A 12,448-nucleotide genomic window follows, 5' to 3' on the forward strand; every position below is an offset into this window, starting at 1 on the left:
TTCAGAAAAATCCGAAAAATCCTGAATCGGGTGATTGCTTCGGAACCGGAATCGCGTGCCATACTCCAAGGCACTCCGATTCAGACAGATGAAGCCACGCATGTACAAAGGATTGATCCGCGCCGTTGGCGCCCTGTTGACTGTTCTGGCCCTCTACAGCCTGTTGGGCTTTCTGATTTTGCCGGGTATCGCCTTGCGAGTAGCCAACCAGCAATTGGCCAACTACGCGACGACACCTGCCACGATCCAGCGAATCGAACTCAACCCGTTCAGCCTCGAAGTGACCCTTTGGGGCCTGAACATCGGTGAGCCCGGCAAGGAACAGGTCGGCTTCGAACGCTTGTACGCCAACCTGCAACTCGACAGCCTGTGGACCAAGGCGCTGCATCTGTCGGATATCGAGCTGGAAAAATCCAAGACCGAGATTCTTTTCGGCAAGGACGGCAAACTCAATCTGATCGGGTTGTTCAAGTTGCCACAGAGCGAACCGACGCCGGCTGATCCCGATGCCAAGCCTTTCCCACTGCGCATTGACCGGATAAAACTGGCCGGCGGAGCCATTCACTTCAAGGATGATCGTCCAAGCGAGCCCATCGAGTTCCTCTACGACAAACTCGACTTCGAGCTGAAGAATCTCAGCACCCTGCCCGAGGACAGTGCTGACATGACACTGGTGGCCATCGGTCCCAATGGTGGACAGATCGACTGGACCGGCAACTTCAGCCTGATCCCGATCGCTTCCGAAGGTAAGCTCAAGATCACCGATGGCAAGATGAAAGCCTTTTGGCCCTATGTGCGCGATGCCGTGCCATTGGTCCTTGAAGACGGCGTTATGAGCCTCAGCACCGATTACAAACTCAACCTGTCCAAGGAAACCGAACTGCTGCTGAGCAACGTCGCCGTCAGTGTCGCGCCCTTCGCCATCAAAGCTCCGGACGGTCGGCCACTGGCCAGACTCGAACGACTGGATGTCAGCGAAACCACCATCGACCTGGCCAAACAGCAAGTCGTCGTCGGCAAGATTCGCAGCCAAAAACTGGAAACCTGGGCAGCCCTGGAAGCCGATGGCCAACTCGACTGGCAAAAACTGTTCGCCAGCCAACCGTCCAAGCCCGCCGCCAAAGCCAATGCCGAACCACCCAGCACCCCGGCGGCCGCCGACTCACCGAAGCCCGAACCTGCGCCGCCCGCCAAACCCTGGCAAGTGCTGCTCAACGATGTGCAACTGCGTGACTACCGAGTGCACCTGGCGGACCGCAAGGCGCAACCCGCCGTGGAACTGGAACTGGCACCGCTGAATCTGGACCTGCAAAAATTCGATAGCCTCAATGGTTCGCCCTTTACGCTCAAGCTCGATACAGGCGTGGGCAAGCAAGGCAAGATCACGGCCGATGGCGAGGTCAACCTGGCCCCGGTCAGCGCCAAACTGAATGTGCAGACCAAGGACATCGATCTGCGCGTAGCCCAGTCCTATATCAACCCGTTCATCCGCCTGGAACTGCGTAGCGGCATGCTCGGCAGTGATCTGGCGGTCAACCTGAAAAGCACCGAACCACTGGCCCTCAGCGTCACCGGACGCGCCCAGGTCGATCAGTTGCATACCCTGGACACCTTGAAAACCCGTGACTTTCTCAAGTGGCAGCAGGTGGTGGTCGAAGGCCTGAACTATGAACACGGTGACAGCCTGTCGATCGACAAGATCAACCTGATGCAGCCCTACGCACGTTTCATGATCAACGATGACCGCACCACCAACATTGATGATCTGTTGATTCCGCAACCGGCCGATACCGGCGCCAAGACCGCTGCCGCCAAACCCGCCAGCCAGGAAAAACCGCTGGGCATCCACATCGGTGGGATCGCCATCAACGACGGCTCGGCCAACTTCGCCGACTTCAGCCTGACGCCGAACTTTGCCACCGCCGTTCAACAACTCAACGGTCAGATCGGTACCATCGACAGCCGACAGGCAAAACCGGCCAGCGTCGACGTCAAGGGCAAGGTCGATCGCTATGCGCCCGTGACCATCAAGGGCTCGGTCAACCCGTTCGACCCGATGGCCAGCCTCGACATCGCCACCAGTTTCAAACGCGTGGAACTGACTACGCTGACCCCCTACTCCGGCAAGTTCGCCGGCTACCGCATCCGTAAGGGCCGGCTGAATCTGGACCTGCACTACAAGATCACCAAGGGCCAGCTCCAGGCCGAAAACAAAGTGGTGGTCGAGCAGCTGCAACTGGGTGAGAAAGTCGACAGCCCCGACGCCGTGAGCCTGCCGCTGAAGCTGGCAATTGCCTTGCTCAAGGATGTCGACGGCAAGATCTCCATCGAACTGCCGGTGTCCGGCGACTTGAACAACCCGCAGTTCAGCGTCATGCCGATTGTCTGGCAGACCCTGCGCAACCTGATCGTCAAGGCGGCCGCCGCGCCCTTCAAACTCATTGGTGGACTGGTGGCCGGTGGCGGGTCGGAAGATTTGGGCAGCGTGTCGTTCGCGCCGGGCTCAAGCGAGCTGAGCAAGGACGCGGAAGCGGCCCTGGTCAAGCTGTCCAAGGCCCTCAAGGAACGCCCGGCCCTGCGCCTGGAAATCGAAGGCACCGCGGCCAAGAGTAGCGACGGCCCACTGATTGCCGAGCAACGCCTTGAGCGGGAGTATCAATACAACTACTACAAAATGCTCCAGCGGCGCGGTGAAAAGGTACCGGCGAGAGCTGCTTTGCTGGAAGTGCCTGACAGCGAGAAAGGTCCGCTGCTGGAAGGCATCTACCGCACACGTCTGAAAACCCAGCCGCCTGCCGAATGGAAAGACCTGGGCAAAGAAGAACGCACCGCGAAGATGCGCGAGGGCGTGATCCAGTTCTGGAGTTCCAGCGAAGTGCTGTTGCGCGAGTTGGGCCAGGAACGCGCCAGCAGCATAAAGGATTATCTGGTCGACAAGGGTCAACTGGCCGATGACCGCGTGTACTTCATTGATGCCCAATTAGGCGAAGCGGAAAAGGACGGCAAGGTGGTGACGCCCATGCATCTGGACGCCGAATGATGGGCAAGCGGCGGTTGCTCGCATTGATGTTGGCGTTGACGGCGAACCAGGCCTGGGCGGCGGATACTTTGCGCTGCGGCAGCCAATTGATCAGTGTCGGTGACCGGTCGAGCGAAGTGCTGCACAAATGTGGTGACCCCGTCAGCCGCGATCTGCTGGGTTACAAGCGCAGTACCAATCGACGGGAAGAGTTTCAGGTCGAAGAATGGACTTACGGGCCGAACGGCGGGATGTATCAGTATCTGCGGTTCGAGGGGAATCGGTTGGTGCAGATCACCAGCAAACGCGGTAACTGAAGCCAGTCAGATATCTAATGTGGGAGCGGGCTTGCCCGCGAAGACGGAATTCCAATCTCAGGAGATGTGGATGATGTACCGACCTCTTCGCGAGCAAGCCCGCTCCCACATTGATTTGTGCTGTTTGGAATAGAACAGGCCCCGACACGAATGCCGGGGCCTGTAATGGCCACATCCTTATGGCCGTTCGCATGAACTCCTCAAGATGCGACAGACGTATATCTCGGCCCGCCTGCCGCGCCTTCTCCCAGTCCAGGCGAGAAGCCTTGCCTTTACTCGGCTTTCAGGCCGTCAGCGGAAACCGCTTTGACGCCTTTGATGTTCTTGGCGATTTTCACCGCGGTGGCTTTCTGACTATCAGTGACTGTGGTAGTGGAAGACAGGGACACAACGCCTTTGTTGGTTTCCACCTTGATATCGGTACCCGGAATGCCTTTTTCGGTAACCAGGTCTGCTTTGACTTTGGTAGTGATCCAGGTATCGGAAACATCCTCTTTCGCTTCAGTGACTTCACCGGCGGCCAGCATCATGGGTGCCTGAGTCGCCTGAGTGGACTGTGCAAAGGCTGCGTTAGTCATGGTCAGGGTCAACGCGGTTGCAGTGGCGGCAGCGATAGCGAACTTCTTCATACGAGTAACTCCTGTTTTTCTGGAAAGTCTGCTGGATTTCTTTTCAGCAGGGTTACCAGAGATATTGCGAACGCTGTGCCAACTTTGAGACTGGCAATAATCCCTTATAAATCATTTAGTTACTAAACATCTTGTTTTTCGGAATCATGCAATTTGCATGACTCGGCCATTCTCTACATGCAAGTTGCGGGTTTTGGGGAAGGCCTAACGCCATGAATTGTCGGGATTTTTCCGCAGCACTCGGAATTTGAAGGCGGCGAACAAAAAATACCCCGCCAGAGGCGGGGTATCAGGCAAACGGATGAGGAATCAGACCTTAGGGACAACGCCTTCGCAGCCTTTAGGCGCAAACTCCTGGTCGACGGTAGTGGCGCATTTCCAGCCCGTCACCGCTCGCGTCAGGGTAATGGTTTTGTTCAACACCGGACCCGGCGCATTCAGGATTGTGCAACCAATTGTGCCCGTTCCATCAGCGGCTTTACCCGAAGCTGTCGTTGTGCAGTTGGAGGTTGTCGCAGTACCGCCCACTTTCGTCAGATCAGGATCGGTTCCTTGATTCATCAGATCCTCAAATGGCACCTTCAACGCGGAAATTTCCGCCAGCCCCGCCGTCACCTTCGCCCGCGCCTGGTACTTGGAATAAGCCGGGATCGCAAACGTCGCCAGAATCCCGATGATCGCCACCACGATCAGCAGCTCGATCAGGGTAAAACCTTTTTGAATGTTCATTGACAGCCTCCGTGCATGAGTCGAAATCTCATGATCTGAAACTGTCTCAGCACAGCCCATGCCAAGCGCCACATCCCCTGTTGGCGGGTGGCATGATCGCCACACCGCCCTTTCCTCCCCCCAGGATCCGCACTATCTGACGATTTTTGTCACCTTTGCGTCGCTGGTTTGGTTCCATCGCTTGAGTAGGCTATAAGTCTTCCAACTGTCTTCGTCCGGTCGTCCAATGAATGACATTGCCCTCAGCGGCCAGGCCAAGCAAATGGTCCTGGCCCGGCTGCTCACTGACACAAGCGCGCGCAATCGCCTCGCGGGGCGTTGCTCAACCAAGGCTTCCCCCAAGGAACGCATCGGCATATTCACGATCTATGAGCCGGTCGGCTGCGAACACTGCAACGACCTGCGCACCGCAGGCTTGCTCAAAACCATGCAAGGCATCACCAGCCTTGAAGAAATCAACCGGGTCACCAAGGACTGAACATGGCGGTCAAAGCAGCAAAAATCAGTGTGTATGCCTGGGAAGGCACTGACCGCAAAGGCACCAAGGTCACCGGCGAGTTGAGCGGTCAAAACCCGGCACTGATCAAGGCGCAGTTGCGCAAGCAAGGCATCAACCCCGGCAAGGTGCGCAAGAAAACCACTTCGCTGTTCAACCTGGGCAAGCGCATCAAGGCGCAGGACATTGCCCTGTTCACGCGCCAGATGGCGACCATGATGAAAGCCGGCGTGCCGTTGTTACAGTCGTTCGACATCATCGCCGAAGGCTTCGATAACCCGGCCATGCGCACCCTGGTGGATGAGTTGAAACAGGAAGTCGCGGCAGGCAACAGCTTCGCCGCCGCCCTGCGTAAAAAGCCCCGGTATTTCGATGAGTTGTACTGCAACCTGGTGGATGCCGGGGAGCAGGCCGGCGCCCTGGATACCTTGCTGGAGCGGGTGGCGACCTACAAGGAAAAGAGCGAAAGCCTCAAAGCCAAGATCAGGAAAGCCATGACCTACCCGCTGGTGGTCGTGTTCGTGGCAATCATCGTGACCGCGATTCTGCTGGTCAAAGTAGTGCCGCAGTTCCAGTCGGTGTTTGAAGGGTTTGGCGCCCAACTACCCGCGTTCACCGTGATGGTCATTGGCCTGTCGCAATTCATGCAGGATGGGTGGTGGATGATGCTCGGCGGGCTGATCGTGGCCATCTTCGCGTTTCGCCACGCCTTCAGGACGTCGCAAGGCTTTCGCGATCGAACGGATGCCAGGCTGCTGAAACTGCCGCTGGTCGGGACCCTGATGTACAAGTCCGCCGTCGCCCGTTTCGCCCGCACTCTGTCGACCACCTTCGCCGCCGGTGTCCCCTTGGTGCAAGCCCTTGAGTCGGTAGCCGGCGCCACTGGCAATATCGTATTCAAGCGTGCAGTGCTGCGCATCAGGCAAGACATTGCGACGGGCATGCAGTTGAATTTTTCCATGCGCACTTCCGGTATTTTTCCGAACATGGCCATTCAGATGACCGCCATCGGTGAAGAGTCCGGCGCACTGGATGACATGCTCGACAAGGTCGCGGACTTTTACGAGGACGAGGTGGACAATATGGTCGATAACCTCACCAGCCTGATGGAACCGTTCATCATGGTGGTGTTGGGTGTTATCGTCGGCGGACTGGTGGTCGCGATGTACCTGCCCATCTTCCAACTCGGTGCAGCGATCTGACATGCCCTTGAACGAAATCCTGACCCACTTTCCGCTAGCCTTCGTCGTCATCGCCGGTCTGACGGGCTTACTGGTTGGCAGCTTTCTCAACGTGCTGATCTGGCGTCTGCCAAAAATGCTCGACCGCGAATGGCGCGTACAAGCCCACGAGATCCTCGGCCTGTCCGGCGAAACACCGTTGCCCACCTACAATCTGCTGCTGCCCCACTCTCAGTGCCCCTCTTGTGGTCACCGGATTCGTGCCTGGGAAAACATCCCGCTGCTCAGTTACCTGTTTCTGCGAGGGCGTTGCTCAGCCTGCGCGACACCGATCAGCAAACGCTATCCGCTGACCGAACTGGCCTGCGGTCTGTTATCGGCATTCGTTGCCTGGCACTTCGGCTTTGGCTGGCAGGCGTGCATGGCGCTGCTTTTGACCTGGGGCCTGTTGGCCATGAGCCTGATCGACGCCGAACATCAACTGCTGCCGGATGTATTGGTGCTGCCGTTGATGTGGCTGGGGCTGATCGTCAACAGTCTCGGTTTGTTCGTACCGCTGCATGACGCATTGTGGGGTGCCATTGCCGGCTACCTGGCGCTGTGGTCGGTGTTCTGGCTGTTCAAGTTGCTCACCGGCAAGGACGGCATGGGCCATGGCGACTTCAAGCTGCTGGCGATGTTTGGCGCTTGGGGCGGTTGGCAGATTTTGCCACTGACCATCCTGCTGTCGTCCCTGGTGGGGGCCGTTATCGGCGTGATCTACCTGCGCCTGCGCCAGGCAAAAACCTCGACGCCGATCCCCTTTGGCCCTTATCTGGCGATTGCCGGCTGGATTGCCTTGCTCTGGGGTGGTCAAATAACCGACCTCTATTGGCAGTTTGTCGGTTTGAAATGAATACCCCTGTGGAAAAACCCTGGATTCTCGGCCTGACCGGCGGCATCGGCAGCGGCAAAAGTGCGGCGGCCCAACACTTCATCGACCTCGGTGTGCACGTTGTCGACGCCGATCAAGCCGCGCGCTGGGTGGTGGAGCCGGGCCGGCCGGCATTGGCGAAGATCGCCGAACACTTCGGCCCCGGCGTGTTGCAGGCCGACGGGCAACTCGATCGCGCGGCCCTGCGCAAACTGATCTTTGAAGTGCCGGATGAACGCCGCTGGCTGGAAGCCTTGCTGCATCCACTGATCGCCGAGGAAATCGCTCATCATCTGGCGCTGGCAAAATCACCTTACGCGATTCTGGTTTCGCCGCTGCTGATCGAATCCGGCCAGTACGCCATGACCCAGCGGGTGCTGGTGATCGATGCCCCCGAACAACTACAGATCGAACGCACCCTGCAGCGTGACCAGACCAGCGAACAGCAGGTCCAGGCGATCCTCAAGGCCCAGTCCAGTCGCCAGGATCGCGTGAGCCATGCCAACGAGGTCGTGGTCAACGACCGCGACCTCGCCTGGCTACACAGCGAGGTCGAACGCCTGCATCACTTTTACCTTACTTTGCGTGGAGGCCAGTCATGAGCCAGATCCCAACCGTCGAATGCCCGACCTGCGGCGCCCCGGTCGAATGGAGCCCCGAAAGCAAATTCCGGCCGTTCTGTTCCGACCGTTGCAAACTGATTGACCTGGGCGCCTGGGCATCGGAAGAGCACAAGATTCCCGTAGCCCCGGATGCCGAGGATGAATTGTTCAGCGGCGATTTCGACCCGCGTCACTGATCCCGACCGTCAGGGACGTAACTGCGCCGTCAATCAACGCAAGGCGCCAGGCTTGTTGATCTTGACACCTAATAATCAGCATGCTAGCGAGTGCTATACTTCTTTCGGGTTGCATGAAGAGTGCAACAGTCCCTGCGTGTTCCAATACCGACGGTAAATCTCAGTTAACGGCTGCTGGACAGAGGAGGTCTACAGCAGAAAAACGAGATGGGAGGTGTGGCATGAACCGACACTATTACATCAGTGACAATCTCGACGATCTTGAAGCCGTGGAAAATGAACTGGAAGCCAACGGCATCAATTCCGAACAAATTCATGTGCTCAGTGAACATGTCGCGGAGGTTGAAGAACATCACCTCCACGAGGTCAACTCGTTGATGAAACAAGATGTCGTTCACTCTGGCGAGATTGGTGCGGTGATCGGTGTGCCACTGGCGGCGCTGGTCCTTGGCGGCGCCTATTGGCTGGGCTGGCACGAATCAGCCGCTGGCTGGGTGCCTTTTATCTTCCTGGCCGTTGTTGTGCTGGGCTTTTGCATCTGGGAAGGTGGATTCTTTGGTATCCAGGTGCCAAATGCGCATTTCCGCAACTTCAAACAGTTGGTTGAAACGGGCAAGCATGTTTTCTTCGTGGATGTCGAGCCAAACCAGGAATCGATATTGGAACGGGTCATCGAGCGCCATCCGAAGCTGACAGGCGCCGGCACGGGAACAGCATCCCCCCACTGGACCGTTGCCTGGCTGCACAGATGGCATCAGTTCAAGCGAACGATATAACGCCAGTTCTTGCGAAGTAACTTCCGAAGGCTCAAGACCCTCCGGAGGTTACTGATTGGCCGAAGAATATGACCCGGCTGAGGAAAACATAGTCCGCCTCGGTCGCCATCAGCCCGACAAGTACCAGCAAACACAACGGTGGCACCAAAATGGCGTAGACCAAAGCCAACCTTTCCCAGGCCATATGCATGAAGATAGAGACAATCAGACCTGCCTTCAGCAACATGAAAATAATAATCAGGGACCACCGGAGGTAGCCCTGGAAGTGGAAGTAGTCGACAAGATACGACAGCGTGCTGAGGACGAATAACAGCCCCCAGATTTTGAGGTACAAACCGATTGGATGTTGCTGACCTTGAGCATGCGCCATCATCCGTGCTCCTCTACCATAAATAGAAGAAAGCAAAAATAAACACCCACACCAAATCCACGAAGTGCCAGTAAAGCCCGGCTATTTCAACATTCTGATAGTTGCCGGAGCGCTCATAATCTCCCCGCCATACTTTCATCGCCACGATACTGAGGTAGAGCGCGCCGATTGATACATGCAATCCGTGGAAACCGGTAATCATGAAAAAGCTGGCACCAAATTGCGCCGCCCCCATGGGGTTCCCCCAGGGACGCACCCCTTCGGCGATGAGTTTGCTCCATTCAAAGGCTTGCATGCCGACGAAGGTCACACCCAGGGCAGCGGTCGCCAGCATCAGGGCAGTGGTTCGCGCGCGATCACGGCGATAGGCGAAATTGACGGCCATGGCCATAGTGCCGCTGCTGCTGATCAAAACAAAGGTCATGATGGCGATCAGAATGAGCGGAATTGATTGACCGCCGATCGTCAGTGCAAAGACTTCGCTGGGGTTCGGCCACAGATCCGTGATGGTCATGCGCACCGACATGTAGCCGGTTAAAAAGCAGGTGAAGATAAACGTATCGCTGAGCAGGAATATCCACATCATCGCCTTGCCCCAGGAGACCTGCTTGAAAGCGTCTTTATCCGAGGACCAGTCACTGGCGATGCCCTGCCATCCCGGCGCAGGCAGTGAACCTGGTGGATTGGATGAGCCGGCGTCAGCCGGGGCTTGTGGATGCGATGCCATGGTTTTTCACCTCAGGCCGCAGAGTCTGGCGATGACTTCATAGGTTTCTGGCGTGCTGGTCAGCAACGCGAATAGCACGAACCAGAGACCCAACAAGTAGTGCCAATAAATGGCACAGAGCTCTACGCTGGCGCTCAGTTGCGGCAACGGTACGCGGCGCAGGAATTTGACGACGGTTCTGCCCCAGGCGATCAACCCACCCAGCAGATGGAGCCCATGCAGGCCGGTCAACAAGTAGAAGAAACTGTTGGCCGGATTGCCCGCGACGAAGTAACCCCAGGCGGTAAACTGCTGCCAGACCCAGAATTGTCCCGCCAGAAAGGCAATGGCAAACACGCCCCCCAATCCAAAACCGATGGCAGTTGCGCCCAATCGAGTCTGTCGTATGGCCATGCGCGACCACTGCAGCGCAACACAACTGAACACTAGAAAAATCGAGTTCAGCCAGAGTTGCCATGGATTGGCCAACGGCGCCAGGGGCTCTGTCAGGGGCAGCCAGTCGGCCATTTGTGAGCGGGCGATAAAGGCAATCAAAAAGAGAAAGAATAACGAACTCACCACCGCCAGAAACAAACGCAGACCTGTTTTCGCGATCTGCCGTCTCCTGGCATCGCCGTCGGCCTGTAGACCTTCAGGGTCTCGATTCCAAGTGCCACCGGGGTCAGCGCCGTCGGCGTTTCTCAAAAGCAGTCTGTTCATGTTTTAACGTCCGCTTTCCTGGTGCTGGCACTGAGTTGGCGAAGTTGCTCCAACTCCTCGGCGGAGACCGTTTGCGGAACGAAATCCTGTTCTATCCCCGGTACACTGTAGTCATAGGCCCAGCGATGCACGACGGGCAGCTTCTCTCCCCAATTACCGTGGATCGGCGGAGTGTCCGGTGTTTGCCACTCCAGACTGGCCGCGCCCCAGGGATTACTGCCCGCGGGCTTGCCTTTGAAAACGCTCCAGGCCAGGTTAAACACGAACAGCAACTGGGAAACACCGACGATCAATGCGACCACCGTGATGAAGGCATTCAAATCTTGCGCCGATTGCGGAATGAACGCGTAGTTTTCAAAGGCGTAGTACCTTCGCGGCATACCCTGGAAACCCAAATAGTGCATGGGGAAGAAAATGGCGTAAGTGCCCAGAAAGGTTATCCAGAAATGCAACTTGCCCAGGGTGTCGTTCGTCATGCGACCGGTGACTTTCGGGAACCAATGATAAATGCCGCCAAACACCACCAATACCGGCGCGACGCCCATGACCATATGGAAATGGGCGACGACGAAATAGGTGTCCGAGAGCGGAATATCCACAATCACATTGCCGAGAAACAATCCGGTCAGGCCGCCCACCAGGAAAGTGACGATGAAGGCCAGGGCAAACAGCATCGGCACAGTCAGATGAATGTCGCCCCGCCACAGGGTCAGTACCCAGTTGTAGACTTTCAGTGCAGTCGGCACAGCGATAATCAAGGTGGTAACGGCAAAGAAAAAGCCGAAGTACGGGTTCATTCCGCTGACATACATGTGGTGCGCCCAAACCACAAAGCTGAGTACGCCAATCGCAATAATGGCCCACACCATCATGCGGTAGCCGAAGATATTTTTACGCGCATGCGTACTGATCAGGTCGGAGACCAGGCCGAACGCGGGTAGAGCTACGATGTAGACCTCCGGGTGGCCGAAGAACCAGAACAGATGCTGGAACAGTATCGGGCTGCCCCCCTGGTGATCGAGCTGTTGCCCCAGCGAGATCATCGCCGGCATGAAGAAGCTGGTGCCCAACAGTTTGTCGAACAGCATCATGACCGCGCTGACAAACAACGCCGGGAAAGCCAGCAAGGCCATGATCGAGGCCATGAAAATGCCCCATACGGAGAGCGGCATGCGAAACAATGTCATGCCGTGCGTACGCGCCTGCAACACCGTGGTGACGTAGTTCAACCCGCCCATGGTGGCCGCGACAATGAAAATCGCCAGAGAGACGAGCATCAGCACGATGCCCCACTCGACCCCCGGTGTCCCCTGGGTAATGGACTGTGGCGGATAGAGCGTCCAGCCCGAACCGGTGGGGCCGCCAGGAACAAAAAAACTGGCAAGCAACACCACTACCGCCAGCAGGTAGAACCAATAACTCAGCATGTTGACGTAGGGGAAGACCATGTCCCGGGCGCCCACCATCAACGGGATCAGATAATTGCCGAAGCCCCCCAGAAACAACGCCGTCAGCAAGTAGATGACCATGATCATGCCGTGCATGGTCATCGCCTGATAGTAAGCACTGGCATCCATGAACGCCAAACTGCCGGGAAAGCCAATCTGCATGCGCATCAGGCCAGACAACACCACGGCGATAAGCCCCACGAACAAAGCCGTCAAGGAATACTGGATGGCGATGACCTTGTGATCCTGACTCCAGATGTATTTGGTCAGGAAACTCTTGGGTTCGTGCAATGCTTCTGTTTCGGCTTGCTCCGCATAGGCCATCACGTCATCTCCTGTCGAAGT

General features: G+C 57.0%; 13 protein-coding genes and 1 pseudogene. 8 read left to right on the plus strand and 6 right to left on the minus strand.

Features of this window, described 5'->3' with window-relative positions; all coding sequences use genetic code 11:
- Nucleotides 1-88 precede the first annotated feature (88 nt).
- The gene (locus tag AC07ZE_RS25320; RefSeq protein WP_207267089.1) at nucleotides 89-3,040 is read left to right on the plus strand and encodes a DUF748 domain-containing protein; all 2,952 of its coding nucleotides are present in this window, start codon (nucleotides 89-91) and stop codon (nucleotides 3,038-3,040) included.
- Nucleotides 3,040-3,336: a DUF2845 domain-containing protein gene (locus tag AC07ZE_RS25325; RefSeq protein WP_207267892.1), complete on the plus strand. Its 297-nt coding sequence runs from the start codon at nucleotides 3,040-3,042 to the stop codon at nucleotides 3,334-3,336. The genes AC07ZE_RS25320 and AC07ZE_RS25325 overlap by 1 nt, the downstream gene beginning before the upstream one ends.
- Before the next feature lie 272 nt (nucleotides 3,337-3,608).
- On the opposite strand, the gene AC07ZE_RS25330 is transcribed toward AC07ZE_RS25325, so the two are convergent.
- Both AC07ZE_RS25330 and AC07ZE_RS25335 read right to left on the minus strand, forming a co-directional pair.
- Entirely contained in the window at nucleotides 3,609-3,965 is a 357-nt protein-coding gene (locus AC07ZE_RS25330) for a BON domain-containing protein (RefSeq protein ID WP_207267090.1), read from the minus strand.
- A gap of 309 nt (nucleotides 3,966-4,274) precedes the next feature.
- On the minus strand, nucleotides 4,275-4,694 hold the full coding sequence (locus AC07ZE_RS25335; RefSeq protein ID WP_207267091.1) for a pilin: 420 nt from the start codon (nucleotides 4,692-4,694) through the stop codon (nucleotides 4,275-4,277).
- Between the two features lie 291 nt (nucleotides 4,695-4,985).
- On the opposite strand from AC07ZE_RS25335, the pseudogene AC07ZE_RS25340 reads away from it, so the two are divergent.
- The 6 genes and pseudogenes from AC07ZE_RS25340 to AC07ZE_RS25365 all read left to right on the plus strand — a co-directional run.
- A pseudogene (locus AC07ZE_RS25340) lies at nucleotides 4,986-5,172 on the plus strand (type IV-A pilus assembly ATPase PilB); the annotation flags it as partial.
- Between the two features lie 2 nt (nucleotides 5,173-5,174).
- On the plus strand, nucleotides 5,175-6,392 hold the full coding sequence (locus tag AC07ZE_RS25345; RefSeq protein ID WP_207267092.1) for a type II secretion system F family protein: 1,218 nt from the start codon (nucleotides 5,175-5,177) through the stop codon (nucleotides 6,390-6,392).
- Between the two features lies 1 nt (nucleotide 6,393).
- Nucleotides 6,394-7,266, plus strand: a complete 873-nt coding sequence (locus AC07ZE_RS25350; protein ID WP_207267093.1) for a prepilin peptidase — start codon at nucleotides 6,394-6,396, stop codon at nucleotides 7,264-7,266.
- Entirely contained in the window at nucleotides 7,263-7,886 is a 624-nt protein-coding gene (gene coaE / locus AC07ZE_RS25355) for a dephospho-CoA kinase (protein ID WP_207267094.1), read from the plus strand. Before AC07ZE_RS25350 ends, coaE begins: the two co-directional genes overlap by 4 nt.
- Nucleotides 7,883-8,083: a DNA gyrase inhibitor YacG gene (gene yacG, locus AC07ZE_RS25360; RefSeq protein WP_060543361.1), complete on the plus strand. Its 201-nt coding sequence runs from the start codon at nucleotides 7,883-7,885 to the stop codon at nucleotides 8,081-8,083. The genes coaE and yacG overlap by 4 nt, the downstream gene beginning before the upstream one ends.
- Nucleotides 8,084-8,304: 221 nt before the next feature.
- On the plus strand, nucleotides 8,305-8,859 hold the full coding sequence (locus AC07ZE_RS25365) for a magnesium transporter (protein WP_207267095.1): 555 nt from the start codon (nucleotides 8,305-8,307) through the stop codon (nucleotides 8,857-8,859).
- Between the two features lie 31 nt (nucleotides 8,860-8,890).
- On the opposite strand, the gene AC07ZE_RS25370 is transcribed toward AC07ZE_RS25365, so the two are convergent.
- From AC07ZE_RS25370 to ctaD, 4 genes are read right to left on the minus strand one after another with little or no spacing between them, the layout of a single operon-like run.
- Nucleotides 8,891-9,229, minus strand: a complete 339-nt coding sequence (locus AC07ZE_RS25370; protein WP_137804449.1) for a cytochrome C oxidase subunit IV family protein — start codon at nucleotides 9,227-9,229, stop codon at nucleotides 8,891-8,893.
- Between the two features lie 13 nt (nucleotides 9,230-9,242).
- A complete protein-coding gene (locus tag AC07ZE_RS25375) occupies nucleotides 9,243-9,956 on the minus strand; it encodes a heme-copper oxidase subunit III family protein (protein WP_207267096.1) in 714 nt (237 codons plus the stop codon).
- Nucleotides 9,957-9,962: 6 nt separating this feature from the next.
- A complete protein-coding gene (locus tag AC07ZE_RS25380; protein ID WP_207267097.1) occupies nucleotides 9,963-10,655 on the minus strand; it encodes a cytochrome c oxidase subunit 3 in 693 nt (230 codons plus the stop codon).
- Nucleotides 10,652-12,427: a cytochrome c oxidase subunit I gene (gene ctaD / locus AC07ZE_RS25385; protein ID WP_207267098.1), complete on the minus strand. Its 1,776-nt coding sequence runs from the start codon at nucleotides 12,425-12,427 to the stop codon at nucleotides 10,652-10,654. Before ctaD ends, AC07ZE_RS25380 begins: the two co-directional genes overlap by 4 nt.
- Between the last annotated feature and the right edge of the window lie 21 nt (nucleotides 12,428-12,448).

This window comes from Pseudomonas sp. GW101-3H06, from assembly GCF_059424605.1.

What these genes read in the sequence shown, in the direction of transcription:
- AC07ZE_RS25320 (WP_207267089.1), top strand. Translation starts at nt 89, where the DNA reads ATGAAGCCACGCATGTACAAAGGATTGATCCGCGCCGTTGGCGCCCTG.
- AC07ZE_RS25325 (WP_207267892.1), top strand. Translation starts at nt 3,040, where the DNA reads ATGGGCAAGCGGCGGTTGCTCGCATTGATGTTGGCGTTGACGGCGAAC.
- AC07ZE_RS25330 (WP_207267090.1), bottom strand. Translation starts at nt 3,965, where the DNA reads ATGAAGAAGTTCGCTATCGCTGCCGCCACTGCAACCGCGTTGACCCTG.
- AC07ZE_RS25335 (WP_207267091.1), bottom strand. Translation starts at nt 4,694, where the DNA reads ATGAACATTCAAAAAGGTTTTACCCTGATCGAGCTGCTGATCGTGGTG.
- AC07ZE_RS25345 (WP_207267092.1), top strand. Translation starts at nt 5,175, where the DNA reads ATGGCGGTCAAAGCAGCAAAAATCAGTGTGTATGCCTGGGAAGGCACT.
- AC07ZE_RS25350 (WP_207267093.1), top strand. Translation starts at nt 6,394, where the DNA reads ATGCCCTTGAACGAAATCCTGACCCACTTTCCGCTAGCCTTCGTCGTC.
- coaE (WP_207267094.1), top strand. Translation starts at nt 7,263, where the DNA reads ATGAATACCCCTGTGGAAAAACCCTGGATTCTCGGCCTGACCGGCGGC.
- yacG (WP_060543361.1), top strand. Translation starts at nt 7,883, where the DNA reads ATGAGCCAGATCCCAACCGTCGAATGCCCGACCTGCGGCGCCCCGGTC.
- AC07ZE_RS25365 (WP_207267095.1), top strand. Translation starts at nt 8,305, where the DNA reads ATGAACCGACACTATTACATCAGTGACAATCTCGACGATCTTGAAGCC.
- AC07ZE_RS25370 (WP_137804449.1), bottom strand. Translation starts at nt 9,229, where the DNA reads ATGGCGCATGCTCAAGGTCAGCAACATCCAATCGGTTTGTACCTCAAA.
- AC07ZE_RS25375 (WP_207267096.1), bottom strand. Translation starts at nt 9,956, where the DNA reads ATGGCATCGCATCCACAAGCCCCGGCTGACGCCGGCTCATCCAATCCA.
- AC07ZE_RS25380 (WP_207267097.1), bottom strand. Translation starts at nt 10,655, where the DNA reads ATGAACAGACTGCTTTTGAGAAACGCCGACGGCGCTGACCCCGGTGGC.
- ctaD (WP_207267098.1), bottom strand. Translation starts at nt 12,427, where the DNA reads ATGGCCTATGCGGAGCAAGCCGAAACAGAAGCATTGCACGAACCCAAG.